The sequence below is a fragment of the Rhodococcus sp. DMF-1 genome (genome assembly GCF_021441945.1).
Taxonomy (GTDB): Bacteria; Actinomycetota; Actinomycetes; order Mycobacteriales; family Mycobacteriaceae; genus Rhodococcus; species Rhodococcus ruber.
On sequence record NZ_CP090443.1, the window covers coordinates 13,890 to 40,682 of the forward strand.

A 26,793-nucleotide genomic window follows, 5' to 3' on the forward strand; every position below is an offset into this window, starting at 1 on the left:
TTCCCGACGTGCACGGAGTGCTCGTCGTACCGGACGAACACCGCGTGTATGCCACCGCCACCGGACGCAACCAGCTGGTCGCCTTCGACGAGGACACCGGTGACGTCGTGTTCACCGCGCCGACCGGGAAATATCCCGACGGGTTGGCCTACGACCCGGTCCGCCACACGGTGTGGACGACCAACGAGCTCCGAGGTCGCCGCCCGCGACTCGAAACGGGCACCGCGGGTGACCAGGGTGATGCCGGCGTGCTCGACCCCGGGAATCAGCTCGACCGCGGCCCGGGTGATCACCTCGAGGGTGCGCTCGAGGCTGGCATGCTCGTCACGCATCTGCCGGGCGGTGTGTTCGAGCGCCTGCCGCAGGCGCCGCTCGAACGACTCCACTCCCCGCTCGCCGCCGGGGTGCTCGGTGACCATCACCCCATGGCGGCACGGACACCCTCGACCGGCCGGGCGGGTCGGTTGCCGGCGCCGCCAGGGGTACTGCCCCATCAGCCGGGGTCGGCCGCATCCGGAAAGCGGCGGCGCGGTCAGGCGCGGCCGGCTCAGCAGCGTAGCCGGCGGCGCCGCCATCGCGACGGCGCCCGCCGGAGGATGAGGCCGGGCGGGCCACCAGTGCGAGCGCGCCGCGATGACCCCTGAGAGTCCCGGCAGCGGGAGCCGCCCGGTGTGAACGGGTGCGCAAACCTCACGGCAACCACACTTTTCGGAAATGTTCCGCCGCAGCCCTCGTCGCACCCTTGCCGGGAGCCCGCCGGTCCGGTGCGGGCGCGGTTCACACCCGTGATCGGTCGGGGAGGGACGTGTTGCGACAGAGAGGAGTATTCGGTATTTTATAGCTTTCCGTCCCGCCCGGTATCCGATGGCGTGCATGGCATGCACGCCACGCGTGCAGGGGCCCGTGTCACGGCGGGCTTTTCGGCTCGGCTCCCGCCAGGTCGGGCGGACGATCACTCCCGCCCGGGGCGCGACCCGGCTCCGCACCACGATCCTCCTGCCGGCACCGGTGGGGCGGCCGTCAGGGGCGCGACGCCAGGGGACGCACCGGAATTCGGCTCGCTCCTCGGGGTCTCGGCGGGTCATCCCCGCTCGTTCGGGTCCGATGCTGCCGCGGCGCGCACCTCGCGCAGTTCGGCGCGCAGCTCGTCGGCGCGGTCGCGGGCGGCATCGACCTGAGCCCGGGCCGCGGCGGTCTCGGCGCGGGCGGCGGCGAGGTCGGCGCGCACGGCCTCGGTGCGCTCCCGCTCGGCGGCGGTCTCGGCGCGGGCCGCGGCCAGGTCGGCGTCGAGCCGGCCGACGGTGACGGCGCCCTGCTCGGCGGCGGCACGCAGCTGCGCGAGCCGGTCGCGCTGCTGTTCGACGAGGGTCTCGAGGTCGGTGATCCGCCGTCGGTGCGCCGCGTCGCTGTCGGCGGCCCGGGCCTGGACCGCCTCGACCGCGGTGGCGTGGTCGGCGCGCAGCCGGTCGAGTTCACTCGCGTGCTCGCGGCGGGCCGCAGTCAGCTGCGCGGCGGCGTCGTCGGCCTGCGCGAGCGCGGCGGCCGCGGCCGCCTCGGCGTCGGCGCGCTCGTCGCGGGCGGTGTCGAGTTCCTCCCGCAGGCGGGCGATCTCGGCGCCGGCGTCGGCGCGGACCTTGTCGGCGTCGGCGTGGACCCGGCGCAGATGCGCGTCGAGCGCGGCCGGGTCGGCCAGCAGCGCGGTGGCCGCGGTGATCGACGCGGCCACCTCCGTGAGGCGTGCGAGGGCGGCCTGAGTCTCCTGCCGCAGCAGCGGCACCGCCTCGGCCAGGGTGGACACCGCCGCGACCGGATCGGTGGGGGCGGCCGCGGCGAGCCGCTCGGCGCGGGCCCGCTCCTTCTGCCGTTGCCGCCAGGCCCGGACCCGGTCCGCGTCCGAGGCGTACTCGCGGCGCCGCCCTCCCCTGCTGCCCTCGGTCATGACGCCACCCCTTCCGCTGGTGTCCGGTCGTCACCCGGGACTACCGTCAACCGTATCGTTTAGTACGTAACATGATACGTACGAAACGGTGAGCGGGTGGCGAGTCGACACTCGGGTGGCGCATTTGTTGTTGTCGGTTCTCACCGGATCTGGCGTGTTTCTCACCTATCTGGCGGCGTGGTGGCGCGTTTCTCACTGAGGTGGCGGAGATGATGCCTCGGTGCTGGGTCATGCAGAGGGGCTCGGGTGCTCCGCCGACGGGTTCGAGGCGGTGTTCGCGGGCGAGAGCGGTGTCGAGCGGCGGGTGCCGTGGCGGCGGGTGCCGGAGGTGGTCGACGAGCTGGTCCGGCCGGTGCGCTCGTTCCCGTCGTATCGGGGGCAGCGGAACTTCCCGGGGTGGTACTGGTCGGCGACGCTGGGCCGTCAGATCGGGTTCGAGTCGTGGGTCGAGCGGGATCATCTGGTGGCGTTGGACTTCGACGCGTGCGTGGTCGGCGTCGCGTCGCAGCCGTTGTGGCTGCTCTGGACGCCGGAGGGCGGCACGCCGCGCCGTCACGCCCCGGACTTTTTGGTGCGGTCGGTCGACGGGACGGTGGCGGTGGTGGACTCGCGTCCGCTGCACCTGATCGGCGACAGACCCTGCGGCTGCACCAGCACCGCCCCGGAACCCTCCTCGAGCGAGCCGACTACCTGCACGCCCGCACCGGCGGCATGATCGGCAGTCTCGATCACCTGATCTACGAGGCCGCCAATGACGCCATCACCGACGGCGCCGAGACGATCACCCAAGCCCACCTCGACGCCGCGCTGCTCGACGGCGCCGCCGTGGCCCAGTTCCAGCCGCACCGGCCCGGGAACGGCCGATGACGCTATGGCAACAGCCCGCCCACCTCCTGCCCGTCCGAGTCCGCCCGATCGGCGGGGAAACCGTGGTGTCCTACGTCTTCCGACTCGCCGCCGCGAACGCCCTGGCCCGGCCGACCACGCTGCTGCGTGCCCTCGGCGACCCCCTCGGCGTCCGCCCCACCGCGACGATGGTGCACAACAGCGAGGTCACTCTCAACGCACCCGCCCTCGCCCGGCTGGAAACCTTCACCGGTCTGCCCGCCGCTTGGCTGTGTCACGCACTGCCCGGCCTGTCGGCCTCCCGAGGCGACCGACTACCGCACACCGACCCGACGCTCCGTGCCTTCCGCAGCGCAGCCATCCGCGACCACTGCCACTGCTGCATCGCCCGCATTCCCGGCCGTCCTCAGGTCCGCGTCCGCGGCCACGAGGCCCCGTCCATCTGCCGGCGACACCGCCGCTGGGTCGGGACCACCGGCGATCACCCCGACCAGATCGACCTGTCGGGAAACGCCGAGATCCTCACCGCCGACCGCCGACCGCCGACTCGGCCGGCTGTGCTCGACTGTCGAAGACCTCGCCTGGGTTCGTGAACAGCTCTGGCACGCGAACCGGATCGTCACCAACTGGCACCGCACCCGCGCCCGTTTCCCCACCGACACCTTCGCAAACCTGCACACCCGGTGGGACCGACGGGCAGCCACCCTGCCCCGATCCGCGAGCGCAACCTCACTGCTGGTCATGCCCGAAGCCGTCCGCTCGCCGAGATCCTCTGCGACCTCGAATGGCGACGCCATGTCGCCCTGGCCGACTACGACCATGCTGTGACCCAGTTCTATCGCCGCATCGCTCGCCACCTCGGACAACCCGCGCGATTCGGCGACCTGCTGTGCTGCCCCAACCGGATCGATCCACTCGAAAGCTGGATCATCGAGCACCGCAGACGATTCAGAGCAGTCCGCGAGAGGCATTGGAGAACAGCCCGCTTCCACAACCCCATCCTCCCGACAATCCGCCACTTCAAGTGAGAAGCACCGACCGACGACAACACCACCCCCAACTGGCGGAAACCAGGTCAACCCCACCAGCCGCGCCAGATCAACCGAGAACCGACAGTCCGGATGTGGCGGGGAGAGGATGCCTCGGTGCCGACGGTTCGACTCCTGGGTCGGGCAGGATCACCGGGTGGCGTGGGGGTCGAGGCCCTGACTGGGAGCATGATGTCGCAGCCCGGGCGGCCTCAGCAGAATGCGCGCAGACGACCGCGCCACGCCCCGTCCTGCCCGCATCCCCCGGCTACTTCGACGAGGCCTCCGGGGGCGTGGGCAGTCCGCAGTTCCGCGCCCCCGGCTCCTACCGGTTGCGTCCACCGCTCGCCGGTGGTGGGACGCCGTCACCGCCACATGTCACGTCACGCGTCAGGATCGTCGGGGCCGTGCCACCGCTCCCCTGGGGAGGCGTCCCTGTTGCGGATTTCCCAGCCTCGGTGGATATCGAGCACGGACTCCCCGCCAGGTCCTCCTCTCCGGCACCGAACAGAACGAACACCTTCTGATCCGCCGAGAAATTCAAGGGGCGCGAGATGCCGTCCCGATCCTGGGCTTTTCCAGTCCGAAGAACGATTCCGGTGGGGGAAGTACACATTCGACGACCCGGCCCCACGGGCCCCATTCGAGGTCTATCGACACGTGAACCTGTTCCTCGCGGTCGGTGGGCAGGACTTTCATCCAGACCATCCCCCGGTAATCGGCCGGCCAGGAGAACGAGTGATAGCGCTGCGGCCACTCGTCGGCCCACGGATCCCACCTCGAGCGCCACAGTCTGTGTATCGACAACAGCAACCATCCCTCCGCCGCGTAGACCTGGTCGAGCACGTCGGCGTACCGGACCGAGGGCAACTGCTTACCGTGCTCGTACCGATTGAGCGTCGACTTGGTGAGCGGAAACTCCGTCCCCTTCAGTTCCCCCTCGATCGCCCGAAGGGACCGCCTGCCGCGGCACCGCTTCATCCATGCCCCCAGTTCACGCTCGTCCTCGGCGAACGGACCGCTACGACTCACCATCCATGTGTCCCGTTTCTGTCCCGCACGGCGATCGAGGCTCCCCGCGAACTGAAACTGAGAGTAAGCCCAGCACCCTGGGCGGCCCGCCCGAGAAGCCACCGCTTCCCGATGAGAGAGGTCGAGCCATGAGCACCCCACAGCCCACCGATCCCACCTCGGCAACCGCGAGCCCACACCGAATCTGCTTTCCCGCAGTGGATGCCGAGCCCACACGGAAGATGGCGACTCCGTTCCGGGTGCTTACCTTCGTCGCACTCACAGCGTCCCTGTTGGTCTTCTTCGGAGCCAACCTCGCCCTGACCGCGCCGGCGCACGCCGCACCGACCGGGCCGATCCCCGAGTACTACCAGTTCTGTTACGACCGAACTCCGGCCCAGCAGCTGACGTCGAGAACGGGTACCACACCGAAGCACTGGTATAAGACCGCCGTGGCCCAGGCCAGCGGCGTCTCGTGCAAGTACATGTACGCCGCGTACGGGGGTTCTGGCCCAAGGAGAAGTCGGTGTTCTACAGCTGGTCGCAGGTCTGCAAGGCCATGGGCCTGGGCACGAAGGGCTCCCTGGACGAACGCAAGATCCCGCACTGCTACCGGTAGACGGTAGCCACACGGCTCCCGGACCCGATCCGCAGCAGAGCGCCCCACCTCCCCTCGAGGTGGGGCGCTTGACTTCGTGCCTGGTCGGTCACTCCCCGGCGGGAGCAGGGTGCGCCGCGCACCCCCACACCCCTGTACCGCCGCACCGGAGCGCTGGACTCTGGGGATCGTCCACCCGGTGCCGACATCGTCGTGAACCTCTCCGACGCGGGGCGACCTCGACCCCTCCATCGCCACCGGCACGCTTCGGCGGCGGTGCGGGGTGCGGGTCAGCGCGCCTCAAGGTGGAGGCGGGCCAGGACGCTGTCGTCGACCGCGGCCACCAGCGAGGCGTCGTGTTCATAGTGGTCGATCCACTCGAGCACCGTGTCCGGGCCGGCCTCCCCGAGCGTGATCCCGATCCGGGGCCGGGCGTCGATCACCAAAGTCACGAACGGTGACTGGTCCCCGATCCGGTGGGTGGCGTGCACGAGTCGGCGCAGCGCGGCGACGCCGGCGAGCACGGCGTCGCGTTCGAGGGCGGCGGTGCCGCAGGCGGCGTCCGCAGCGTCGGCCGGATCGCAGGTGACGGTCCAGGTGTGCATGAGCGGTTCCTCGTTCCTTCGGCGGGGCGCGGTGGGGCGAGGCCAGTGTGCCCGCCCCGGTGCCCACCACCGGGCGGAGAACGGCGCGGGCCCGGCTGCCTGTGGACAACCGGGCCCGCTGTGGACAACTATCGGCCGCTACCCGCGGCCGTCGAGGGCGAGGGCCTTCTCGTCCGCCGGGAGCAGCACCGACCGAGCCACCTGTACGGTGCGGGCGAGCTCGGCGACGAACGCGGCGTGTCCGACCTTGTCGAAGAACCGGAAAATCAGTGGCCCGGCCTCGACGTCGACCCAGTGGATGTGCCGGCGCCGCTGCGGATCGAACGCCCCACCGGGGGTGACCTTGGAGTGCGGCACCTGGGACCAGTGCACCGTCACCAGGTGCTCGTCGGCGGGGAAGCGGTCCGGGCGCAGCAGGAACTGCTCGGGCAGTGCCAGGAGGAATCCGCCGGTGGCGGGGCGGCGCAGCACGGTGACCAGGCCACGGGCGACGGCGGGGTCGGTGAAGACCATCCGCACCGCCCCGAAGGTGGCGAACACCGCCGCGGCCGCGGTGAGCGCGTTGACCGCATCCAGGCGCACCTGCTGGTCCTGCCCGGCGATCATGATGGTGGTGCGGGTGGTCGAACTCGGAAAGTTCGGGGTCTGCGGCGCGGTCATGGTGACCTTCCTGCTGGAGGTGAGAACCAGGCGTGGCCCGCCTGTTCTTGTGCCCTTCTGGCAGAGAGGATGTGGACCGGCACGAGGGCCGTGGAGTGCAACTTCTGGGACGGAAAAATCTGGCCGGAGCGCAGCGGAGGAGAATTTTCCGGGCCGTCAGGCCGCGCAGCGCCCAGGGGTTGCGCGCAGCGGACCGCCGGTCACCATCGGACGGCCAGAAGGGGAAAAGAAGGCTCTTGTGCAGGGCGGAGCGCAGTGGAGCTCGATGCGGTGTGCGCCGCAGGCGTACCACGAAGCCCGCCCGGGGCACTCTGTCCGCGAACACCGGCGGTGCGTGCAGCGAGAACGCGGTCGCTGATCTCCCGTGTGCACCCGCCAGGCCGGCCCCGTATCCCCCGGCAGTCGGGGCGGCAGCCGATGTGCCGGCGCCGGTGGACCCTCTCCCCTGCGCTGTGCCGGTACCGCTGGAAGGTGCCGACCGGATGACGGCCCGGCGGCAGGTCCTCTCGGGGGTAGGACAGTCCCCGCCGAGTAAGACTGAGCTGCAAGGCCTTTCACCCCCGGGACAAGCTCACTGAGGACGATGCCGGCACCGGACTGCGGCGCACGAAGCCTGCGCGGCATCCGCACCGCGCGTTGTAGCGCTACAACGCCCGAATCGGTGTCGGGAGGCGGCCTCGGGCCACCCGGCCCGCTACCGCGGACGCCGGAGTGGAGTCCTGCCCGAGGACACCGCCGCCGGGCGGGTCGGAGGGCGGTACGCGTGTCGTTCTCTACATCGACGCGGATCCGGCCCTCTCCGGTGGGGGCGGGGACCACCGATTCCACCGCGAACGACGGTAAGCGTACCGACGTCGTCGGCGGCCGGAGAAGCGTCGCGGATGGGTTACAGGTCGAACAGGGAGAATTGGTCGGCCTGAGCCTGAGCCTCGGTGTCGCGGCGGTGCCGGTCGGCCATGGCGCGGGCGAGGTCTTCGGTGCAGCCGAGTTCGGTGGCGACCTCGCTCCAGTCGTGGCCGTCGTGGCGCAGCTGCCACGCCCACTGGTGTAGCTGTTCGTCGGTCTCCATGCCGGGCGCCCCCTCATGACCGGGGCGAGCGCGCCCCTTGACTCGTGCGCTGTCGCGACGGTAGCCGAGGGGGCACGGGTTCCCTCGAAGGCACGCCGAGGAGGCTTCGATCAAGCGGGACCGGCTGCACCGCCGCGACGAACGCCGCCGAGAACCGACCCCAGCACGCAACGGGCCCTCAGGGCCTCGACCTGCCCCGGTCCGGACCGGACAGGGTCGCGGAGCACCGGCGCAGGCGGGCCGGGGCGAGCTGTGGTGATCGGCGACAATGCCGTGGGCCGGACACCGGAGGAAGAAGGTGCGACGGGCAACCGTGGAGATCTTCGTCGACGAGGCGACGACTACGCACTACTCGAGCTGCGCGGTGGTGGTGCCTTCCGAGGACGTGGCTCCCGGCCCGCACGACGATGCGGGTGCGAGGGCCGAACAACCGCCGGCCGGCTGCACCGCCGCGACGAGCGCCCGACAGAACCGGCGGCGGATCGTGGCCGCCTTCGCGCGCACACCGGACGATCCGGCAGGCGCACCTGTTCACCGCACCGATCGCCGGTCGCCCCCACCGGCAGGTCCCCGGGCGAGTTGCCGGCCGGGTGGGCGGTGCACAGCACCGAGCTCGGGGCCCGCCGCATCCTGGTCGAATCCTGCGCCCAGGACAAGCAGGATCTCGCGACGCTCATCGGTGCCCTCGCCCGGGTCGGGGCGCCCCCGACGGTCCGGGCGAGGATGGACCGTCCACACGGACACGAGTTGCCGGGGCTGGATGATCTTTCTCGCCTGCGCCGACGCCGCCGGCGGGTAGCTGCGGCGCGCGATCGACCTCGCTGATCACCGCGGCGCGGCTGTCGAAGAGAAGCGCAAAGGCCGGGCGACCACGCACAACGTGCGGGCTCCCGGCCTCACTTTCCTGACTCTTCGCCAGGACACCCTCGAGGATAGCGGGCCACTCCCCCACCGTCGAGCATCACACCGTCGACGGCGACCTCGAGGAACCGGGCCGGACCGTCCCCGCCCCGTCGACACCTACACCGCGCTCACCGCATCCTGCGGATAGGCCGGTGCCCCGGCGTTGGGGGTATAGCGCCGGGGCACCGGGGCCCCGCACGTCCGAGGGGACCGTGCGCGACCCCGGCCACCATACCCAGGACCGCCGCTGCCTCACCACAGGATGTCGGACGGGCGTCGTACGCTCCCCGGTGAACGCCCCGGCACCCACCGCCCCGGGGCGTTCGCCTCTCAGGACCACCGCACCCCCGGCCGCGGCGGACCCACATGCGGGGGTGAGCCGATGGTGAGCTCGCAGGTGCGGCACGTCCAGGTGCGGTGACCCCCGGCGCCGGGGGTGCAGTCGCACGGGATCCAGCCGACCAGGACCCGGTTCGGGGTCAGGCGATGACCCGCGGGGCATCGGGACGGGGCTCGCTCGGATCGGGCCACGTCCTTCATGATCGCACCATTCCCCACCCAGTGGGAACACATGTTCGAACAACTCTGCTAGGGTGGGACTCGACGCCAGGACTGCGGGGGTGGGACTCGACGCCAGGGCTGCGGGGGTGCCTCTCTATTGTCAAGCCGCTCTGTCGAATTCTTTCTCGGGTTGCCGGGGGCTGCGTTTTTCGTCGGCGAGCATGATGCGCCAGACGTGATCGGACAGGTGCCGTTTGAGGCTGCGGGTCGCGGCTCGGGGACTTTTGCCTTCCTCGATTTTCTTGTTGTAGTACGCACGCCCGGCGCTCGCGGGCATCCGGACCTGGACCATCGCGATCATGTAGAGCGCGCTGTTGAGTTGCCGGTCGCCGTAGCGGGAGAGCCGGTGGCGGTCGGTGTCGGCACTGGCGATCTGCACCGGTGCCGAGCCGTTGTAGTTCGCGTACGCCGCGGCGGTCGGGAATCGGCTGGCACGTCCGGTCCGGCCGATCAGGCGGGCGGCGGTCACCGGACCGATGCCGTCCACCTCCCGCAGACGGGTCCCGTGCTCGTCGAGCGCACGGGACATCTGCTGTTCGTTCGCCGCGAGCTGGTGGTCGAGGCGGCGGATGTCGGCAATCGGGTCCCGACACAGGCCGACGCGGATCCGATCGACCTCGCTGCGGGCGCGGAAGCCCCGCAGCAGCGCCGTGGCGGCGGCCGCGGTCAGCGAGGTCGGTGCGCCGCCGGCCAGCACCTGCCGCAGCAACGCGTGCAGCTGATTGGCGATTCGCGTGCGGGTGTTGCACAGGTTCGTTCGACGCTCGTCGAGTAAGGCCAGAGCATCGGTCGGGCCCTCGGGAGCGACGGGGCGGGCATCGCCTTGCAGGGCGGCCACACATGCGGCGGCGGCCGCGTCGATACGGTCGTTCTTGCGTCGACCGCCGCGGGACAGGTGCCGCACCCGGGCGGTGGCGGTGGCCGGGACGTCGAGGACGAGCTCCCCGAGAACGAGCAGCCACTGCGCCAGGTGATGGCCCAGTCCGTCGGCGTTCTCGATGGCCCACTTGCGCGTGGGCCAGGTCCGGGCCCAGGTGAGCAGCTTCTTGTAGTCGGCGAGGGTGGCCTCGATACGGATCGAGCCGAGGTCGGTGTTGGTGACGGGGTCGACTGCGGTGGCGGTGTGGGTGGACTTGTGGGGATCGATGCCGATGACGATCACGGGACGCGGTTCCCTTCTCTGCCTGGGGTGGGGGATCCGCGGAGGACAGTCCGACTTCAAGTACCTCTCACAGCAGCTTGGGGTCTCACGCCTCTCTTCGGTCACTCCGCGAACGCAGACCGGAAGGGGCGACATACCCCCGCGAAGTCAACCCGCAGGATGGGGCGACAGGATGCGCAGGAGTCAAACCTTCCGGTCTGCTACGGCACGTTACGGGCAGCCAACCCGACCACGGACCGCTGACACGACCATAAGTCGGAAGCGCCGTCCTGGCGTCACTGTTTTCCCCGCCCCGGCCGGGCAGCAGCCCACGGCCGGTCGACGGCAACTACCCCAACCCCGGCCCAGCGGGCGGACCGGGGGCGGCCCGTTAGGTCACACCGGCACCAGCTGCTCCTCCCGCGGGGTGACCGCGTCGAGCGGGAGCAGCACCACCGGCGGGATCTCGAAACCCTCGGCGTAGGCGGCGTTCTTGAAGCGCTGCCAGCGCCGCACACCGTCGACGGGGACGGGGTGTCGCCCAGCTCGGCCGCCACCTGCGCGTAGGTCAGCTGCGGGCGCTCGAGCAGGATCCCCGCGACCTCCTTCTCCTCACTGCGCAGCGTGCATGCGGCCAAGAAGGCGTGCAGCCCGTCGACCGTCTGCGGATAGCCCCCGGAGGTGGGCGCCAGAGCCGGCTCGGGCAGGGCCTCCCCTGCGCCGGGGCCGGCACGACCGACTCCCCCGCCAGGTCCTCCCCGTGCCATTGCGTGTCCGGCCGCTCCCCCGTTGCAACGTCGAGGTCCGCGGCGACGGCCGCCGGGTGCACGCGTGCACCACCGGTGTGCACGTCGTGGTCGAAGGGTGCATCCTCGGTGTGCTCGTGCATCTCGGATGCATCGAGTGCAGCCGCGTCCTGATCCGGGTGGGCGGCCGGGTGCACGTGCTGCACCGCCTCGTGGTAGCGGCCGCGTTCGACGGTCAGCGCCCGCACGATCGTGGTGAACAGATGCAACAACGCCAAGAACAGCAGCGGCACGATCATCGCAATGCACGCGGCGATCGCCGCCGGTTGCGGCTGGTACCCGACATCGACACCGGCCGCGGCCTGCGCGTGCCGCTGCCCGGCCAGACGGAAGGCGTGGTAACCGTTGCCGGCCACGCTGAGCAGGACCGTGCCCGTGGCCAGGGCCTTGCAGTACCGGCGGGCACCGCGGAACTCGTCGTCCGTGCCCAGTGCAACCAGTGCCAGGGCCGCGGCGGCCTGTGCAACATCGAGTGCCACCGGCGCCATCCAGGCCAGTTCCGGGCGCACGCCGATCTCCAGGGTGAGCTGACGCAGCGCGTCGAACGACAGGGTGAACGCCAGCGCTGCAAGCACCAGCGTCATCGCTGCAACAGCACCGAGGGCCGTGGTCTTCGAGTGCAATCGTCGGCGTGCACTCTGCACGAGATCGTCATTCATGGTGAAGTTGTTCTTCCTGTAAGAATGCCGTTGCGGTCGAGGGCCCGAGCAGTGCAAACCAGCGTGGTCACGATGCACTTAGCCATGCGGGCAGCGCAATGCATGCAAGGAACGCAGTGCGTGCATGCATTGCGCGCATGAAGGGGTCACAGGCGGTGCTTGTCGAGGTACTCCTCAAGGGCTTTATCGGTGAGCGACGCCTCGCTGATCGTCCGATCCCCGGTTTCGTACCGGAGCTTGTCCACTCCCTGCGAAGCCGCGATTTGATGCTGGGACGGATCCGCGTGTTATGAGTCATGGTCAGACCCTCTGGTCCCTGTTCCCCCGCTATGGCAGTCGGTGCGGCACCGTGGGAGATGGAACGGGAGCAACATCCGACCGAGGAGGCCGCTCGGGAAGGTCTTCGGCCGGGTGAGTCTTGCGGATCGCCGGTTGCCGTTGAGCGGTCACTGTGTGCCTCCGGGAAGAATCGCGAGTTCGGTAAGGAGATCGCTGTATGCGGTCTGGAGGAAAGAGCGCGTCCGCCACGGAACTGATGGATGGGCTGACGGAGACTGTGAGCGTCCTGGCGGGCCGCCAACTCCGGGATGATCGTGCGAGCGACGAGATCGCCGTAGCTGTCCCGAAGCTCTTGTTCACGGAAGATGTGTTCCCCGGTGTTGCGGCGCCGACTAAGAATGACTTTGTCGAATGCCAGTTTCGGGTTTGCGCGTTTGCGGACAGTACGGATGGTCTCGTCGAGCTTCTCGACACCTTGCACGCTGTCGATCGTCGGCTCGGTGATGGCCACTACCCCGTCCGCAGCGATGAGGACCGCGAACAGTACCTTGCCGAGACTGGGCGCGCAGTCGAATAGAACGATGTCGTAAGGGCTCAAGTCCAAGCCCTCGAAGGCGATGTCCAGGCGGAACACGAGATCGTTCGATCCGTCCGATTCGATCTTGCCGAGTTCTTCATCCGCCGGGATGAGGTCGACGCCTTCCCACTCTGTGGCGACAACAGCGTCCGCGGCGCTTCCTTCCGCTGTGCGGTTCATCAGGTGGTAGGTGGTAAGCATCCCTGCATCGACGGTGACGCCAAGGCCATTGGTTGCATTGCCCTGCGAGTCGGCGTCGATGACCAGGACCTTGCCCCCTTAGCGGACACCGCACTCGCGAGCCCGAGCGCGGTTGCGGTCTTCCCTACCCCGCCCTTCTGGTTGGCGATAGCAATTTTGCGCGGTTGCATTGCAAGCCTTTCGGTCAGTGCAAGAAGTGCGTGTCGTGCACATCGTGCAGTGCAGACGTGCGGTGCACAGTCTGCACGTGCAACACGGCATGCGTCTCGTGCACACGCCGCACGTTATGCAAACTTCGCGTCACACGCAAGGCATGCACAGCATGCTTACCTTGCGCAGCGTGCTATGCATGCACGCACAGCACGCATGCACCCCGAGCCGGCGACGCTCCGCTCGCACGGACCGCATCCATCGCACGCCATGACGCCGCCCGCTCAAATCGAGTGCGCCCGTTGCATTGCATGCGATGCGTGCACGCAATGCAACGCAAGGAAATGAATTCTCCCAGCATGCACACGCACAAGATGCAGTGCATGCACCACATAGCCCTCCCCACGAAGAGCACGCGATCCGTTGCCCTCTAACCGGCAAGGGGAGTCCAATGCCGTGCACGTCCTGCGGTGCAGGCGTGCGGTGCACAGTCTGCACGTGCAACACGGCATGCGTCTCGTGCACACGCCGCACGTTATGCAAACTTCGCGTCACGCGCAAGGCATGCACAGCATGCTTACCTTGCGCAGCGTGCTATGCATGCACGCACAGCACGCATGCACCCCGAGCCGGCGACGCTCCGCTCGCACGGACCGCATCCATCGCACGCCATGACGCCGCCCGCTCAAATCGAGTGCGCCCGTTGCATTGCATGCGATGCGTGCACGCAATGCACTCTCTATCGTGTACGCGCACCACAATGCCTACGAAAAGCACCCGATCCGTTGCATCTAGCAGAACGGCACTTGAGCGACGCGCCCACGGTGGGGCCGGGGCAGTCTTTGGAATGCTTGAGCGCCTCACAGGGCGGAGCTTCAGCCGTCCCGCCCGGCGCCGGCGGTCGGGGGCGCTCATGTCCCCGGTGCCGGTAGGCCGTCGGCGAGCGCGAGCGCAGGTACACGGTGCCGGTCGGGGCCGGCTGCCGGCGGTGCGAGGAGGGTGAGGTTGGTGGGCACCGCGCCGGCGTCGAACACCTTCTTCCCGACTCCGAGCACGATCGGGTGCACCCACAGGTCGGGCCGGTCGAAGAGTTTCTCGCGCAGCAGGGTCTGGACCAGATTCAGGCTCCCGACGCTGCGACGACACCGGCCTTGTACTCGTAAACCGCCTCGCCCGGTGCATCGGTGTCACTACCGCTTCTGCGGCCAGAGTCCTTGCTGCGTTCCCCTCGCGCGAGTGCCGAATTGGGCGACTCGTACCGATCCCACGCGATAGAGGGTCAAGGACGTTTCAAGCCGCCTGGTTGTGCTGACCTGACTCTATCGGGGGAGTCCCGACCGGGGAGCACAGGCGGGTGACCACGGCTCGTGCCGCGCGGTAGTCGGCGCGGCCCGTGTCGGTCACGGGGAATCGGCCGTACCGCAGCCGAGCCGGCGCCTCGAGCGGCAGGGCGATGGTGAGCGAGACCGTGCGGGGTACGCCGGTCTTCTTGCCGCGGCGGCTGCGCCAGTCCTGCTCTTCGAGCCACCATCGGTGCAGCTCCCGATCGTGAAGGTGCCGGCGGATCCGCTGCGCCCCGACACCGGCGGCCCCGATCCGGTCCGCGGCACGATCGAGCCGCTCCCGCAAATCGGAGATAGCGGCTGCGCCCTGGTCGGCACACCCAGGCGGGTCAGGGTGGCCAGGACCCGGGTGACGGTGGCGAGGCTGTACCCGGTCGCGGCAGCCACCTCGACAAAATTTCTGCCTCTTCCGGAAATGAGGGGTTTTCCCGAAATCACAGCCCAGTGGATGCGGGCAGCGGCGCCCCCGAGCCCGGACCGGTACGCCCACAGATCGTGGGTGTGGTGAGCCAGCAGAGGGGGGTGTCTCGAAGCGGGGGCGGGTTCCCCTTGTGTTGCAGCGGGAAGCGATACCGCCGCCACGGGGGAAGTTCGAGGTGCCAGGTGGCGGCGCGGGTTCCACTGCCGGCGCGGATGCGCGTCACCCAGGAGTCGTGGGCCAGCACGCGCAGGCGCCGGGAGACGGTGGAGGCGTCGACGGCGGCGGCCTGGGCCAGGCGCCTGCAGTCGATATCGAGGGTGCGGGTGCGGGCGGCGCGGGCGATCGCGACGAGGGCGTAGAGGATGCGTTCGTCGCTGGCACCGCCGGGGCGGGCCCAGTGCGCCGGCTCGGATCCGATGGCGGCCTCGATCCGGTCGAGTTCGTCGTCGACCGGGGCCCGGGTGCTCGGGGGCGCGGGGGCGAAGTGCGCGGCGGTGTCCAGGGCGCGGCGCCATTGCCGGTCGGTGTCCTCCCGGCCGCGGGCACGGTCCTCACGCAGCCGGACCAGTCCCGGCGCGGTCGCGGCGGCCGCCCGGGCATCGGCCAGGCTGTGGCCGGCGCGGGCCATGCCCAGGAAGATGCTGTGCACGAGCGCCGAACGATCGGCTCCCGGTTCGGGGGCGGCCTCGAGCAGGGCGCGGGTGGTGTCGGTGAGCGCCCGGCGTGGCCGGTCCAGCCGCGGATCGGCCGGATCGACGATGCGCACCGGCCCGAGGAGCCGGCGCGGGGTGGGGAGTGCGGGTGCCGGGCGAGCAACCAGTCCACCACCTCCGGCGCGGTTTCGGTGTCGAGACCGGCCAGGGCCGCGTCGAGGGCGGCCCCAGTCAGGTGCGGCTGGGACTGCCCGCCGCGGCGGTGCGGGGCCCCGGGGGGCGGACGGCGCCGGTGGCGGGATTGGTCAACGGCGCGGTATCGAGGCTGGGGTAGTGCTGGCGCAGCGCGTGGGCGAGGCGACGCACCGCCTCGGGCGCGGCCCCGGCGCGGCCAGACGCACCCAGATGTGCTGCCCGCCGCCGGGCCCGGACCGCGTCCGCAGATGCGCAACACCGAGCTCCGCCAGGTGCGCGGCGAGCCGGTCGGCATCGGCGCGGGCGACCTCGGGGCCGTGGCGGCCGCTGTCGAGGTCGAACGCCAACAGGCGGTAGCGATGGTTCGCGCCGGCCAGGTAGATCGCCCACGGAAATCCGGGCGGCCGGCTCGGGACGGCCATGGTGGTGGCATAGGTGTGGGTGCGATCCGGGTCGATCCGCACCCGGGCACGCGGCGACCAGCGGCGCGTGCACACGTCGAAAAGATGACGATTCGGTGGGGTGGCACCGGTGAGAACGGCGACACGCGCAGCGATCATTGGCTCTGATTCAGGGCACGATGTACCCTGAGACCTGTCCGGCAAGACAGTCCCTTCGGGGAAAGCAGTACGAGAGCCGAGTTTGGCCGCTCAGCTCTCACCAACTTTGAGGACCCTCAGCCCCGCACGGCTGGGGGTTTTCTCATGTGGTCTGCGTGTTGCTTATGAAGTTGCTGAAGCCACTTGTGAACTACGCAGACATACGAACCTCCTCCTCGCAGTGGCGCTGAAGCTCGCGGACGAGCAGAGGGTGGCCGGTGGTCACTGCAAGCAGGTCCGCGACGTACTGGCTGATCGATTCGACCCCAGCAGCTCGGCGACCCTCCTCGAGAGCTTCGTAGACTTCGTCCGGGACGCGGGTGACCACGCGGGTACGGGCACCCTTGCTAGCCATTCCCACTGCCGTTCTCCCTCCACCGTTCAACCTGTGCCAACATGGCCGGTCGGCCCGAGCCGAGGCGATGCCTTGACCATCTTGTGACAGGTGAGGCGTAAAGCATGTCCGACACGCCCACGCCTCGAGCACCAACCCGGATTCTTTCATACTCTTCGTCAATTCTTTGCATTCGTTTAGTGATGACTGGCGAGAGTATGGCTTGCGTTATGCTCCGAAGGTTCCGCCATCTGGCAGGGGAGGCCTGAAGGGGAGGTAGCGAGTGCTGAGACGCGGGGGCGATCGACGCGAACGGATTACGCAGATCCTCGATCGTGTACCGCTCGAGCCGCCGTGGACGGTCGCGGAATTCCTCAGCTGGCTGGAAGAGGACACCGGGAAGACGGTGGAGTTGGAGCCGTGGCCGGGCCTGTCGACGGACCTGCAGACCCGATGCGGGCTGCTTTTCGGTGGCCCGACGCGGTACGTGATCCGCTATGACCCGGCTCGCTCGGTTCGCCATCAGCGTCAGCAGATCTTTCACGAGGTGGGCCATGTGCTCGGTCAGCACCCTGGAGAGCCGTTCCGTCCGACGGAAAGCGCCCTGACCGAAGGGCTGAGCTTGGAGGAATCGAGTACATGATGCGGCGTTCGACCTTCGACTCCCCAACCGAGACGGAAGCCGAATTGCTCGGCACGCACCTGGCGGTGCTCAGTCGCGGTCCGATCGATCTGGACAGTCACGGTGATCTGCATCGAATCGCCGGCGTCTTCGCCCCGCTGCGATGAGCGCTCTGCTGCATCAAGAGGCCACCTCCGCGCTGCCGGAGTGGGCAAGCATCCCCATGATGGGCTTTCTGGCCCTGGTGATCGGAGCCCGGGCGCTGTTCGTCTACGAACGTCAGCTCGACCAGCAGATCACCTTGCTGCTGGTGTGGTGGCTGGGTGCCTCGCTGCTCCGCGACGGTGCGGTACAGACCGTCCTGCTCGGGGTCACGCCCTGACTCTGTCGGATATTCGCCTGCTCACCCATGGCTTCGCCATGCTGGGTGCGGCCGCAATCGTCCTCATCGTCCTGGCCTACCGCAAGGTGCGGAAGATTCCGCGGCGCACGATCGTCGGGTGCTACGCCCTGATTGTGGGGTGGATGCTGGTGATGGCCTGGATCAGCGCGCCGGCGCGCTCGATGGGTGTGGCCATCGAGGAGCTGCGCTCTGTGCGGACCGTGGCGTACATGGCGATCTACGCGGCCCAGATGCCGCTGGCGGTGGCCGCGGTGGCGTACGCGTGCCTGCGCATCCTGCGCGACGGTGAGCAGAACCGGGCCACTCGGCTGTGGGCAGGACTGATCCTGTGCACCGGCGCCGTGTCGGCCTTCGATCATCTGACACGATTCGCCAACGCCGTGTTGATGTCCGTGGAGGTGACCAACGGGTTCACCGACTGGCGCAGCCAGTCCAACGATGTGCTCTTCTTGCCGACCGCGTGCGTGCTGGCGGCTGTCGTCGCCGCTCCGGTGCTTGCGGCGGTACGGGCGAAACTGCACAACGATCCGTCGTCGGTGGCCGTGTCGACATTGACGCCCATGTGGCAGGACCTGTCGACCGCGTTGCCTGCCATGTCGATCGAATCGACGGGGCTGCTTCCGAACAGTGTGGATCGCGAGCACCGGATGCGGATCGAGTGCGAGGACGCGGTGTTCACCCTTCTGCCGTACATGACCGAGCAGGAGCGTCGGGAAGAAGCCACCCCAATGCAGCGGTGCGCCGCGATCGTCAACGCGCTCGAGCGGCGCCGGGCGGCGCTGCGGAATCTCGTGTGGCCACGCCACGGTGGCTTGCCGACGAAGACGAGCTGCTGCGCATCGCGCAAGCATGGACCAAGCGCCCGGCCGAAGCCGTGAGCGTGTGACAAGGGAAGGAACGGCTGTGCCGAACACGACGATTCCGCATCCGCCGCGGCGGGTGCCGTTCATCGGCGATGTCCTGGGAATGTCCAAGGAGAAACCGAACCAGACCACGTTGCAGCGGTTCGACGAGCTGGGCCCCATCTACCGGCGCTCCATTCTCGGGACGGACCTGACCTTCGTCGGCTCCGCGGAACTCGCCGCGCAGGTCTTCGACGACACGGTGTGGGAGAAATACGTCGGCCGGCCACTCGAACGGCTGCGCCCACTGGTGGCGGACGGGCTGTTCACCGCCTACAACTGGGAATCGAGTTGGGCGCGCGCGCACGAGGTGCTCATGCCCGGCTTCACCAAGGAGGCGATGGTCTCCTACCACGACGTGATGGTCGAGGTCGTCGACGAGCTGAGCAAGGACCTCGCCGGTGGGGACGGATACACCCAGGTCGTGGACGAGATGGGCAAGCTCACCCTCGAGGTGATCGGTCGCTGCGGCTTCGGCTACTCGTTCGATTCGTTCGGCGACAGCGAGCACCCCTTCGTGGCCGCGATGAGTCGAGCCCTGACTTTTGCGCAGAACAGTGCGATCCCGGTGCCCTTCGTCGGTAAGTTCCTGCACCGCAAGGAGGAAGGCAGAACGAGCTCGACCACGCCGTGCTGGTCGAGACCGTGGACGAGGTGATTGCGGCCCGGCAGCGGTCGGGTGAGCGCCGCCGCGATCTGCTGGACCGGATGCTGCATCCGGACACCGGCGCCGCGCTGGATCCGGAGAACATCCGCAATCAGGTGCTGACCTTCCTCGTGGCCGGTCACGAGACCTCGGTCAACGCGCTGAGTTTCGCGCTGCACTTCATCGCCCAGGATCCGGCGGTGGCTTCCCGGATGCGCGACGAGGCTCGTGCGGTCATCGGCGACGGCGCCGTCCGGTACGAGGACGTGCCGCGATTGCGCTACACCCGCCAGGTGATCAACGAAGCACTGCGGCTCTGGCCCACCGCTCCGGGTTTCTTCCGCTCCGCCAAAGGACACCCAGGTGGGCGGGCACGAGTTCGCGGCCGGGGAATGGGTGTTCGTGCTGCTGCTGGCGGTACAACGCGATCCGGCCTGGGGTCCCGACGCCGACCGGTTCAACCCGGATCGCTTCGCCCCGGAGCACCACCGCGGTCGGGCACCGGAGCTGTTCAAGCCGTTCGGCACCGGCATCCGCTCGTGCATCGGACGGCAGTTCGCCTTGCACGAGATGACCCTCGCACTGGCGACCCTGGTGCTGCGGTTCGACATCACCCCCGAACCCGACTATGCGCTCGACGTCGAAGAGACCCTGACGTTGCGCCCGAAGGGCCTTCGTCTGCGCTTCACGCCTGTCTGAGTCCTCCGACCTGCGGCGTCATCCGCTCGATTTCTGCGATGAGCCGCTCGACGTCGTCGCGGGTCAGGCTGGTGGCACGCGCGGCGAAGTGGTGCAGCCCGCGGTCCCGGATGGTGATCCACAGACGCAACCGTTGATCGATGTCGATGTCCCGGCCACCGTTCAGGCGCAGGTAATCACGGTCGACCTTGAACGCGTCGCAGAGCGCGTCGGTGACGGTGACCGGCAAAGAGGTCCGCTCTCCGGAGCGGACCTCTTCGAGCATTTCCACCGGGATCGGCTCACCGATGCGCTGTCCCACGATGGTGGCCACCGCCTGCAACGTCAGCTCGGGTTCGTTGCGGTGGTGGTAGAACGCGAGGAGCCGATCGAGCTTCTGGCCGAGGGACGGGGCCAGGTAGTTCACAGACGCTCCTCCTTCTGAGCTTTTCTCCACTGTGTGACGAACGCCTGCTCGGTCGCTTCGTCGATCTCACCGGCCCGGCCCGTCAGCCACCGCAGGTACAGCAGCTCGTGGGCATCTTCGGGGGACGGGGGCTCGGGAGTGCGATTGAGGTAGTCCCCGATCAACATCTCCACCACCGGATCACCTCTCACCGGTGAGTCCGGTGCCGACTTGCGTTCGAGCTGCGCGATCAACCATGCACGCAGAATGCGATCGACCAGCAGGTCCAAGTCGGTGTTGATCCGACCCAGTTCGGCAACAAGTTCCTGGTCCTCGATCGTCCCCGCCAACCGCTCGTACCGCTTCGCGATGTCGGACAACTCGTTGACCACGGTCAGGGAGAGGGTCACCGAGTCGGCATCGGCGTTGACGGCACTGGGAGTAGATCGTCGTGCCGACGGGATGTCCTCCAAGGGAGTGGGTTCCCCTCCGGCCCAGGCCCTCGCCGCAGACCCCTCGGTCCACTGCAGACCGCTGTCGAGGCGCCGCAGAGTACGGGCGCTCGGAGAAGCGATGGCGCCCTTCTCGAGCTTGCCCGTAGTCACATCGGACGGCCCGCCGGCTTGTTGTAACTGGTCGAGAGTCAAGCCAAGCAGGCGCCTCCGCTCGGCAACTATTCGCGCAAAACGCGCCCGCTCGTTTGTCATCGCATCGACCTTACCGGCCAATGCCCCGATCAGACGTCTCCGGCACCCGGAAGGAGCTGGGGCTTTGCGACGCTCCACGTCAACCTTCACCGCCACCCGCTTCCCAAAAACTCTCTAGTTTTTTGCTTTTGTTTCGAACTCATCGAGTATATGCTTTGCCAAGCTTTTGCGGACAGGGATTTTGCGCCGGCTCGAACGGGGGCGGTCACTGTCTCGCGGATCGGGCCCAGTGGGAGGGCTGTGCACTCCCACAGCAGTGCAGCGCCCTGTGCTGTTCCGGCTTTCGGGTGCAGGGCTTCCGCACAAGCCCTGCACCCGAGAGCCGGAACGGCGGAGTGATCACTGCGGGGCTTGAGGGTCGACTGCGCGAAGGAGGAGAGAGATGAAGGGTCGGGGTACGCGGGCCGTGGCCACTATGGTCACCACGGCTGCGGTCATGACCGGTGTGGGTGGTCTGGCCCCGGTGCACGCGCAGACGAGTTGGCTCGACGAGCTGGTCGATCGGTGTCCGGATCTGTATGTCCTGGGGATGCAGGGCACCACGGAGTCCTCGCCGGATGCGCCGGTGAAGGTCGATACCGGGATGCTCTCGAAGATCATGGGGCCGATGCTCGACCAGGCCCGTGAACTCGGGGCGAGTGTCGATCGCGCCTACGTCCCGTACCCGGGATCGTTCGGCGGCCTGACCCCCAGCGGTAGCCGGTCGTACGTCGCCTCGGTCACCGAGGGGGAGCAGAACCTGTCCCGGGCCGCGCAGAGGGTGCTCGCGCAGTGCCCCTCGGCCAAGCTCGCCGTGGTCGGCTACTCCCAAGGCGCACACGCGGCCTCGAACTTCCTGCGGTCGGTCGGCCAGGGCACCGGAGCGGTCCCGGCCGGCTCGGTCGCGGCCGGTGCCCTGTTCGGTGCCCCGACCCGCAGCGCCGGCTCGGGGCTGTTCCCCGGCACCGCGCAGACCTCCCCGGCTCGGGTCCCTGGTACGAGCGGTGAGGCGGTCGAGAACCTGCCGCCGGTGTCGTTCACCGCTCCCGAGGGCGGCGGTATCGGCCCGGTCGCCGATCTAACCGAGGACTACGGCAGTCTCTCCGGGCGGGTGTCGGCGTGGTGCCAGAGCGGGGATCTGGCGTGTGACGCCCCGGCGAACGCGCCGATCGTGCGGGCGGTGGTCAACGTCGCCGGTCAGGTCGAGGTCGGCGGGGATCCGTTCGTCGCGATCTCCACGGTCGGGCGGGCGCTGGCCTCGACGGCGTTCAGCACCGCCGTCGATGTGGTCAACGAGGACATTGCGGCTCCGAAGAACGCTCTCGAGGCGGTGTCGGTCCAGCCGAGGAAGACCATCTCGCAGCGGTTGGCCGAAGCGTCCGATCCGCGTTCGGCTCCGCCGACCGGGCAGGAAGTGACCGCGGCGTTGCTGAAGGTCGGGCTGATCGGCATCAACGCGGCGGTCACGGTCGCGAAGAAGGTGCTCACCCCGGAGACGATCGCGGCGGTCGCGGCGGTCGGGCTTGCCAATCCGGCCGCGGCGTTCGGGGTGCTTGCGGCCAAGACGGTCAGCGTGCTGCCCGAGCTGGTGCCGCCGGCGACCTCGCAGCGACTTGTGCGGCAGGCGTTCCAGGTCGTGCAGAACGAAGTGAAGGCCAACCGGGATGCCTTCGATCTGGTGGCGATGACGACGGTGCGCAACGTCGCGGCGGAGCACGGCTCCTACGGCTCGGTCCCGGCCACCGCGGGTGGACAGCCGCCGGCGCGGTTCGTCGCGTCCTGGCTCGCAGCTGCCGCCGCAGACCTCGGTTCCTCGTCCACCTCCACGTCGAAGACGGTGACCTCGACGACCACGATGCCGACCACCACCACGACTGCCACGACCACCACGACCGAGATTGCGCCGTCCACCACAACCGCCGCGGTCACCTCGACCACCCCGGACTCGGTGGTGACCACGACACACGAGGTCGTGCCGGAGCCGACGGTGCTTCAGCAGGGCGGCGTCTCGGCCACCGCACTCAACTAACTCGCGCATCGACACACTCGCGCATCGACACACTCGCGCATCGACACAGAAGAGAGAACGCAGATGAGCAAGCATCGCAGGGCTTCGCGGATCGCCGCGGCGAGCGTCGTGCCCGCCACGGCCGCGGCGATCGTGGCCGCGGGTTCGGGTCTGGCGGCGCAGGTCCGGTCGAGCTGCCCTCGCAGGGCGGGGTGACCACGCCGGCGCCGTCCACCCAGGGCGGCACGACGAGCGTGCCGAAGCCCGCGCCGGCGCCTCCGGCCCAGCAGATCTACTGGACCCCGCCTCCGGCGCAGCAGCGTCAGTACGCGCCGCTGCCGGACTACAACTACGACACGAACCGTTACGAGCGGCAGTCCTACATCCCGCCGATCGATCCGCTGGCGCTGCGGGCCCCGCAGCCGGTCACCCCGGAGCCGATCTTCCTCGCTCCGCCCGAGAAGATCATGATCGGCGATATCCACTTCAACCAGCCGAACTGGGTCACCGACGACGACCGCGAACGCACCAACAACACCGCCGGTCTGATCCGCTCCGAGGTCGCCACCTTCTACAAGTCGGTCGGCGTCGAGGCCAGCCGCGCCGACCGGGTCGCCGCTGCGCAGATCGGCGGCACGGTGGCCGGTGCGGCAGCAGGTGCTGCGGCCGGGGCGGTGCCCGGCGCGCTGATCGGCGGCACCATCGGCGGTCTCGCCGGGGCTGCGGCCGGGGTGTGGTGCCGCTGCCGATTCCGGTGCTGCCCGCGGTGACCACCGGGGTGGCCGGGACCGCGGCGGGCGCAGCGATCGGTGCGGCGGTCGGCGCGGTCCCCGGTGCGGTGATCGGCGGGGCGGCCGGTCTGGCGGCCGGGACCGCCTTCGGTGCCGGGGACGACGAAGGCCAGCCCATCGAGGTGCAGCTGCCGGATGTGCACCAGGACGCGCTCACCGAGCAAGCCGACGCCACGGTCGAGCAGTGGCAGTCCTCCGGTCCGGTCGGGCAGGCCGCGGCCGACGCGGTGCGCAGCGTCGTGACCACCGCTCCGCAGGTCGATTCGCAGGTCCGTGAGTGGGTGAAGGTCCAGCCCGGTGGCGAAGGTGTCGTCGCGGGAGCGGACACCGTGCTGACCACGTTCTTCGACGGTTCGCTCGGCACGGCCGCCGAGATGATCTCGACCGCGGCCGCGGACGGCCTCAACCCGGCCTGACCTGCCCGACCATCTCGCCGGTGGGGCGGGTAGCCCCGCCCCCACCACCCGACGACGGAGGACACATTGTCGACCGGCAATCGAGGACAACTCTTCCCGGACGTGACCGAGCGGTACGGGCCGGAGCCGACTCCGACCGACGACACCGACACCGGATCGGTGCACTTCCCGATCCCCGAGGAGACCATCGACAGCGCCACGGTCGAGGCGGCGGAGTTCGAGCCGGTCGATGCTGCCTCCGTCCCCGATTCGTCCGGTGCCGACGAGGATGCGGTCATCCAGACCGACCTCGAACCGATCGTCGAGGCCGAATCCGCGGCCGAGACCACCGTCGATACCGACCCGGCGCCGGTCCATCCTGCCGATCACCCAGCCCACGGCCCTGCCGGACACGGCGATGCGGCGACCGAGGTCGATCCCTATGCAGGCGCCCCGGAGTGGGTCCGCGCCCACATCCCCCGCAGCCCGCTGATGATCCCCGAACGCACCCGTGGGGGATTGAAGTCCGCGATCAGCCGTGCCCGCCCGACCCCTGCTGCAGCTCCGGCTGCGACTGCGGTCGAGGTCGTCGAGGAGACGACCACCCAGCCGGTCACCCACAGCGCCTCTGCGGCCGCGACGGCCCGCCCCGATCGATCCCGCACCTGGATGCTCGTCGGGGCCGGTGTCGCCGTGCTGGCGGTGGTCTGCGCTGCGGTGGTCACCGCGACGACCGAGGGCACCGACGAACCGCAGATGCCGCCGCTGCCGTCCTCCTCGGTGGTGGCCTCGTCCACCACCACGACCTCCACGACCGCGACCGCGGCGGCACCGCCGTGGTGCGCCCCGGTCGACGAACCCGACCGGATCGTCGGCAACGGCCCCGGTGGCCGCGGCACCGGTCCGGCGGTGATCCAGGCGTTCGAGCACGCCTACTACGTCCAACGGGACGGCACGGCCGTCGCGGACCTGATGATCCTGCCCGGCACCGACATCCAGACCTTCATCGACGCTGTGCCGGCCGGGACCGAGCACTGCGTGACCGTGCTGCCGACCGAGGACCCCCACCGCTGGTCGGTCGATGTGCTGCTCAAGTTCCCGCCCCTGGGAGACGAAGGCATCCACAAGCAGTGGATCACCACCATGCCCGCCGCCGGCGGGTTGAAGATCGCGAACGTGGAGAACCGATGAACAACGTTGTCGCTTTTCGTCGTAGCCCGAAAATCGAGCAGCCCGAACACCTCTCGGTCATCGCGGTGGCGGCTCCGGGGAGCGGCCGCGACCACGACCTGCGTCGGTCTGACCACCGCCCTCCGCCTGGGAGCCGGTGCCCAGGTCGCGGCGATCGACGGCACCTTCGGCGGCGGGAATCTGCTCGACCGCGCCGGGGTCGGACCGCTCGACTCGGTGCGGGCGATCCGCGACGCACTGTCCCCGCTGGTCGCCGCGTTCGTGGAAGTGCCCTTCGATGCGACCTTGGCGCGTCCCGGTGCCCTCGATCACCGGCGCCTGTCGGCCGGGTCGCTCGACGCCTGGACCGACGTGTTCGACGCGTTGGGCCGCATCGAGGCCGGCCACCACGCCACCGACCACCAGGCAGGCACAGGAGAGCTGGCATGAGCATCCGCGAACGCACCAGCGCCGACGCCCGGGTCGACCCGTACCCGGTGGCTGCGCCCGGACCGGCGGTGTGGCTGCTCGGCGCCCACGGCGGGGCCGCGGTCTCCACCCTCACCCGGTACTGGGACTTCGCCGACGACGCCCGGCATCGGTGGCCGTGCGGCACCGACCGGGAGGTCGAATCGCCCTATGTGGTGGTGGTCTGCCGCGAAACCATCCAGGGCCTGAGCGGCGCGCACGATCTGATCCTCGAACACCGCACCCGGAATCTGGCGTGCGAGCTGCTCGGCCTGCTCACCGTGGCGCACGCCGCCGAAGCCCCGCCGAAGGAGGTGCGCCAGCTGCGGTCGATCGTCACCGGCGCGGTGCCGGCGCACTGGGCGATCGGCTGGCACCGCTTCCTGGCCTCGGCCGCCCGGTCGAGCCTGCCCACCTGGCGCGCCCTCGACGGCGTGCCCGTTCGGGCCAAGGGAGCCGTGATCGCCGTTCCCGAGGACGTGATCGCGGCCGGCGTCGGCATCGTCACGGCACTCCAATCCGCTCTGCCGACCCTGTGGTCGGGGCAGTAGCCAACACCCTCAACGGGAGGACATCTTTCATGTTCCAGACAGTCGTGGACGCCGCGATTCTCGCGCAAGGCGCGGTGGACTTCGACATCAACCCGGAGGTGCCGCCGGGTGCGAACGGCCTGCTCAAGCTGCTGAACTGGCTGCTGTGGGGCGTGACCCTCGCGTGCGTGGCGGCCCTGATCTTCTCGGGCGGGAAGTTCGCGTGGGAGAAGTGGCAGCACGGCTCGGGGGACTCACCGAAGATGCTCGTCGGCTCCCTGGTCGGGGCGATCGTCGCGATCTCGGCGAACCAGATTCTCAGCGCTGTCGTCGGCGCGGCGTAAGGGCAGGGGCGCGCGATGGCGGTGTCCGCACAAGGGGTGGTGCCCCTTCCCGGTGAGGTCGTCGAGGGTGTCCAGACGCTGCTCGGGTATGCGGCCGGGATCGTCTTTCTCCTGTGTGTGGCCAAGGTGATCTTCGTCGGCGCACGCCTGGCCTGGGACCACAAGC

The 26,793-nt window shown here is 69.3% G+C and carries 28 protein-coding genes and 3 pseudogenes; 16 read left to right on the forward strand and 15 right to left on the reverse strand.

Annotation, left to right across the window (positions count from 1 at the left end; translation table 11 throughout):
- Nucleotides 1-188 precede the first annotated feature (188 nt).
- Nucleotides 189-332 (reverse strand): annotated as a pseudogene (locus tag LZP97_RS27555) (GAF and ANTAR domain-containing protein); the annotation flags it as partial.
- A gap of 749 nt (nucleotides 333-1,081) precedes the next feature.
- The gene (locus LZP97_RS26170; RefSeq protein ID WP_234575187.1) at nucleotides 1,082-1,939 is read right to left on the reverse strand and encodes a hypothetical protein; all 858 of its coding nucleotides are present in this window, start codon (nucleotides 1,937-1,939) and stop codon (nucleotides 1,082-1,084) included.
- 220 nt (nucleotides 1,940-2,159) lie between these two features.
- On the opposite strand from LZP97_RS26170, the gene LZP97_RS26175 reads away from it, so the two are divergent.
- The 4 genes from LZP97_RS26175 to LZP97_RS26190 all read left to right on the forward strand — a co-directional run bounded on the left by LZP97_RS26175 (nucleotide 2,160) and on the right by LZP97_RS26190 (nucleotide 3,813).
- A complete protein-coding gene (locus LZP97_RS26175) occupies nucleotides 2,160-2,654 on the forward strand; it encodes a TnsA-like heteromeric transposase endonuclease subunit (RefSeq protein WP_442792851.1) in 495 nt (164 codons plus the stop codon).
- The gene (locus LZP97_RS26180; protein WP_442792850.1) at nucleotides 2,651-2,806 is read left to right on the forward strand and encodes a hypothetical protein; all 156 of its coding nucleotides are present in this window, start codon (nucleotides 2,651-2,653) and stop codon (nucleotides 2,804-2,806) included. Before LZP97_RS26175 ends, LZP97_RS26180 begins: the two co-directional genes overlap by 4 nt.
- Nucleotides 2,803-3,378, forward strand: coding sequence for a TniQ family protein (locus tag LZP97_RS26185; RefSeq protein ID WP_234575188.1), 576 nt, complete (start codon nucleotides 2,803-2,805; stop codon nucleotides 3,376-3,378). Before LZP97_RS26180 ends, LZP97_RS26185 begins: the two co-directional genes overlap by 4 nt.
- Nucleotides 3,379-3,468: 90 nt before the next feature.
- Entirely contained in the window at nucleotides 3,469-3,813 is a 345-nt protein-coding gene (locus tag LZP97_RS26190; protein WP_234575190.1) for a hypothetical protein, read from the forward strand.
- 540 nt (nucleotides 3,814-4,353) lie between these two features.
- On the opposite strand, the gene LZP97_RS26195 is transcribed toward LZP97_RS26190, so the two are convergent.
- The 11 genes and pseudogenes from LZP97_RS26195 to LZP97_RS26245 form a co-directional block, all read right to left on the reverse strand.
- Nucleotides 4,354-4,848, reverse strand: a complete 495-nt coding sequence (locus tag LZP97_RS26195; protein WP_234575192.1) for a hypothetical protein — start codon at nucleotides 4,846-4,848, stop codon at nucleotides 4,354-4,356.
- An 864-nt stretch (nucleotides 4,849-5,712) separates the two neighbouring features.
- The gene (locus tag LZP97_RS26200; RefSeq protein ID WP_234575193.1) at nucleotides 5,713-6,027 is read right to left on the reverse strand and encodes a hypothetical protein; all 315 of its coding nucleotides are present in this window, start codon (nucleotides 6,025-6,027) and stop codon (nucleotides 5,713-5,715) included.
- 138 nt (nucleotides 6,028-6,165) lie between these two features.
- Nucleotides 6,166-6,687 (reverse strand): hypothetical protein, encoded by a 522-nt coding sequence (locus LZP97_RS26205; protein WP_234575195.1) that lies wholly within the window; start codon nucleotides 6,685-6,687, stop codon nucleotides 6,166-6,168.
- Nucleotides 6,688-7,573: 886 nt separating this feature from the next.
- Entirely contained in the window at nucleotides 7,574-7,756 is a 183-nt protein-coding gene (locus LZP97_RS26210) for a hypothetical protein (protein ID WP_006936872.1), read from the reverse strand.
- Between the two features lie 1,564 nt (nucleotides 7,757-9,320).
- The gene (locus tag LZP97_RS26215; protein ID WP_234575197.1) at nucleotides 9,321-10,382 is read right to left on the reverse strand and encodes an IS110 family transposase; all 1,062 of its coding nucleotides are present in this window, start codon (nucleotides 10,380-10,382) and stop codon (nucleotides 9,321-9,323) included.
- A 547-nt stretch (nucleotides 10,383-10,929) separates the two neighbouring features.
- Nucleotides 10,930-11,826, reverse strand: a complete 897-nt coding sequence (locus LZP97_RS26220; RefSeq protein WP_234575198.1) for a DUF2637 domain-containing protein — start codon at nucleotides 11,824-11,826, stop codon at nucleotides 10,930-10,932.
- A gap of 446 nt (nucleotides 11,827-12,272) precedes the next feature.
- Nucleotides 12,273-13,053, reverse strand: a pseudogene (locus LZP97_RS26225) (ParA family protein).
- Between the two features lie 891 nt (nucleotides 13,054-13,944).
- Nucleotides 13,945-14,157 carry a hypothetical protein gene (locus LZP97_RS26230; protein WP_442792853.1) on the reverse strand — a complete coding sequence of 71 codons (213 nt, stop codon included), beginning with the start codon at nucleotides 14,155-14,157 and terminating at the stop codon, nucleotides 13,945-13,947.
- 166 nt (nucleotides 14,158-14,323) lie between these two features.
- Nucleotides 14,324-14,662 (reverse strand): hypothetical protein, encoded by a 339-nt coding sequence (locus LZP97_RS26235; RefSeq protein ID WP_234575200.1) that lies wholly within the window; start codon nucleotides 14,660-14,662, stop codon nucleotides 14,324-14,326.
- 148 nt (nucleotides 14,663-14,810) lie between these two features.
- The gene (locus LZP97_RS26240; RefSeq protein ID WP_234575202.1) at nucleotides 14,811-15,563 is read right to left on the reverse strand and encodes a hypothetical protein; all 753 of its coding nucleotides are present in this window, start codon (nucleotides 15,561-15,563) and stop codon (nucleotides 14,811-14,813) included.
- A 192-nt stretch (nucleotides 15,564-15,755) separates the two neighbouring features.
- Nucleotides 15,756-16,205 (reverse strand): hypothetical protein, encoded by a 450-nt coding sequence (locus LZP97_RS26245; RefSeq protein ID WP_234575203.1) that lies wholly within the window; start codon nucleotides 16,203-16,205, stop codon nucleotides 15,756-15,758.
- Nucleotides 16,206-16,861: 656 nt separating this feature from the next.
- Between LZP97_RS26245 and LZP97_RS26250 the strand changes: the two genes are divergently transcribed.
- From LZP97_RS26250 to LZP97_RS27330, 5 genes and pseudogenes are all read left to right on the forward strand, one after another.
- Nucleotides 16,862-17,221 carry a hypothetical protein gene (locus LZP97_RS26250; RefSeq protein WP_234575205.1) on the forward strand — a complete coding sequence of 120 codons (360 nt, stop codon included), beginning with the start codon at nucleotides 16,862-16,864 and terminating at the stop codon, nucleotides 17,219-17,221.
- 142 nt (nucleotides 17,222-17,363) lie between these two features.
- Nucleotides 17,364-17,582: a hypothetical protein gene (locus LZP97_RS26255; protein WP_234575207.1), complete on the forward strand. Its 219-nt coding sequence runs from the start codon at nucleotides 17,364-17,366 to the stop codon at nucleotides 17,580-17,582.
- A gap of 38 nt (nucleotides 17,583-17,620) precedes the next feature.
- Nucleotides 17,621-18,481 (forward strand): DUF6545 domain-containing protein, encoded by an 861-nt coding sequence (locus LZP97_RS26260; protein ID WP_234575208.1) that lies wholly within the window; start codon nucleotides 17,621-17,623, stop codon nucleotides 18,479-18,481.
- Nucleotides 18,482-18,506: 25 nt separating this feature from the next.
- A complete protein-coding gene (locus LZP97_RS27325) occupies nucleotides 18,507-19,163 on the forward strand; it encodes a cytochrome P450 (RefSeq protein ID WP_267966433.1) in 657 nt (218 codons plus the stop codon).
- A pseudogene (locus LZP97_RS27330) lies at nucleotides 19,160-19,850 on the forward strand (cytochrome P450). The gene LZP97_RS27325 and the pseudogene LZP97_RS27330 overlap by 4 nt, the downstream one beginning before the upstream one ends.
- Here LZP97_RS27330 and LZP97_RS26270 read toward each other — a convergent pair.
- Together LZP97_RS26270 and LZP97_RS26275 are read right to left on the reverse strand one after the other, a co-directional pair.
- A complete protein-coding gene (locus tag LZP97_RS26270) occupies nucleotides 19,837-20,256 on the reverse strand; it encodes a hypothetical protein (protein WP_234575210.1) in 420 nt (139 codons plus the stop codon). The pseudogene LZP97_RS27330 and the gene LZP97_RS26270 sit on opposite strands and share 14 nt — an antisense overlap.
- The gene (locus LZP97_RS26275) at nucleotides 20,253-20,942 is read right to left on the reverse strand and encodes a helix-turn-helix domain-containing protein (RefSeq protein ID WP_234575212.1); all 690 of its coding nucleotides are present in this window, start codon (nucleotides 20,940-20,942) and stop codon (nucleotides 20,253-20,255) included. Before LZP97_RS26275 ends, LZP97_RS26270 begins: the two co-directional genes overlap by 4 nt.
- Nucleotides 20,943-21,324: 382 nt before the next feature.
- On the opposite strand from LZP97_RS26275, the gene LZP97_RS26280 reads away from it, so the two are divergent.
- The 7 genes from LZP97_RS26280 to LZP97_RS26310 all read left to right on the forward strand — a co-directional run bounded on the left by LZP97_RS26280 (nucleotide 21,325) and on the right by LZP97_RS26310 (nucleotide 26,627).
- Nucleotides 21,325-22,950, forward strand: a complete 1,626-nt coding sequence (locus LZP97_RS26280; protein ID WP_234575214.1) for a cutinase family protein — start codon at nucleotides 21,325-21,327, stop codon at nucleotides 22,948-22,950.
- Between the two features lie 191 nt (nucleotides 22,951-23,141).
- Nucleotides 23,142-23,699, forward strand: coding sequence for a hypothetical protein (locus LZP97_RS26285; protein ID WP_234575215.1), 558 nt, complete (start codon nucleotides 23,142-23,144; stop codon nucleotides 23,697-23,699).
- Nucleotides 23,666-24,136, forward strand: coding sequence for a hypothetical protein (locus tag LZP97_RS26290; protein WP_234575217.1), 471 nt, complete (start codon nucleotides 23,666-23,668; stop codon nucleotides 24,134-24,136). The genes LZP97_RS26285 and LZP97_RS26290 overlap by 34 nt, the downstream gene beginning before the upstream one ends.
- A 102-nt stretch (nucleotides 24,137-24,238) precedes the next feature.
- Nucleotides 24,239-25,306 carry a hypothetical protein gene (locus tag LZP97_RS26295; protein WP_234575218.1) on the forward strand — a complete coding sequence of 356 codons (1,068 nt, stop codon included), beginning with the start codon at nucleotides 24,239-24,241 and terminating at the stop codon, nucleotides 25,304-25,306.
- A gap of 6 nt (nucleotides 25,307-25,312) precedes the next feature.
- Nucleotides 25,313-25,735, forward strand: coding sequence for a hypothetical protein (locus LZP97_RS26300; RefSeq protein ID WP_442792852.1), 423 nt, complete (start codon nucleotides 25,313-25,315; stop codon nucleotides 25,733-25,735).
- On the forward strand, nucleotides 25,732-26,304 hold the full coding sequence (locus LZP97_RS26305) for a hypothetical protein (protein ID WP_234575220.1): 573 nt from the start codon (nucleotides 25,732-25,734) through the stop codon (nucleotides 26,302-26,304). The genes LZP97_RS26300 and LZP97_RS26305 overlap by 4 nt, the downstream gene beginning before the upstream one ends.
- A gap of 29 nt (nucleotides 26,305-26,333) precedes the next feature.
- Nucleotides 26,334-26,627, forward strand: coding sequence for a hypothetical protein (locus LZP97_RS26310; protein ID WP_119699121.1), 294 nt, complete (start codon nucleotides 26,334-26,336; stop codon nucleotides 26,625-26,627).
- Nucleotides 26,628-26,793: the final 166 nt, after the last annotated feature.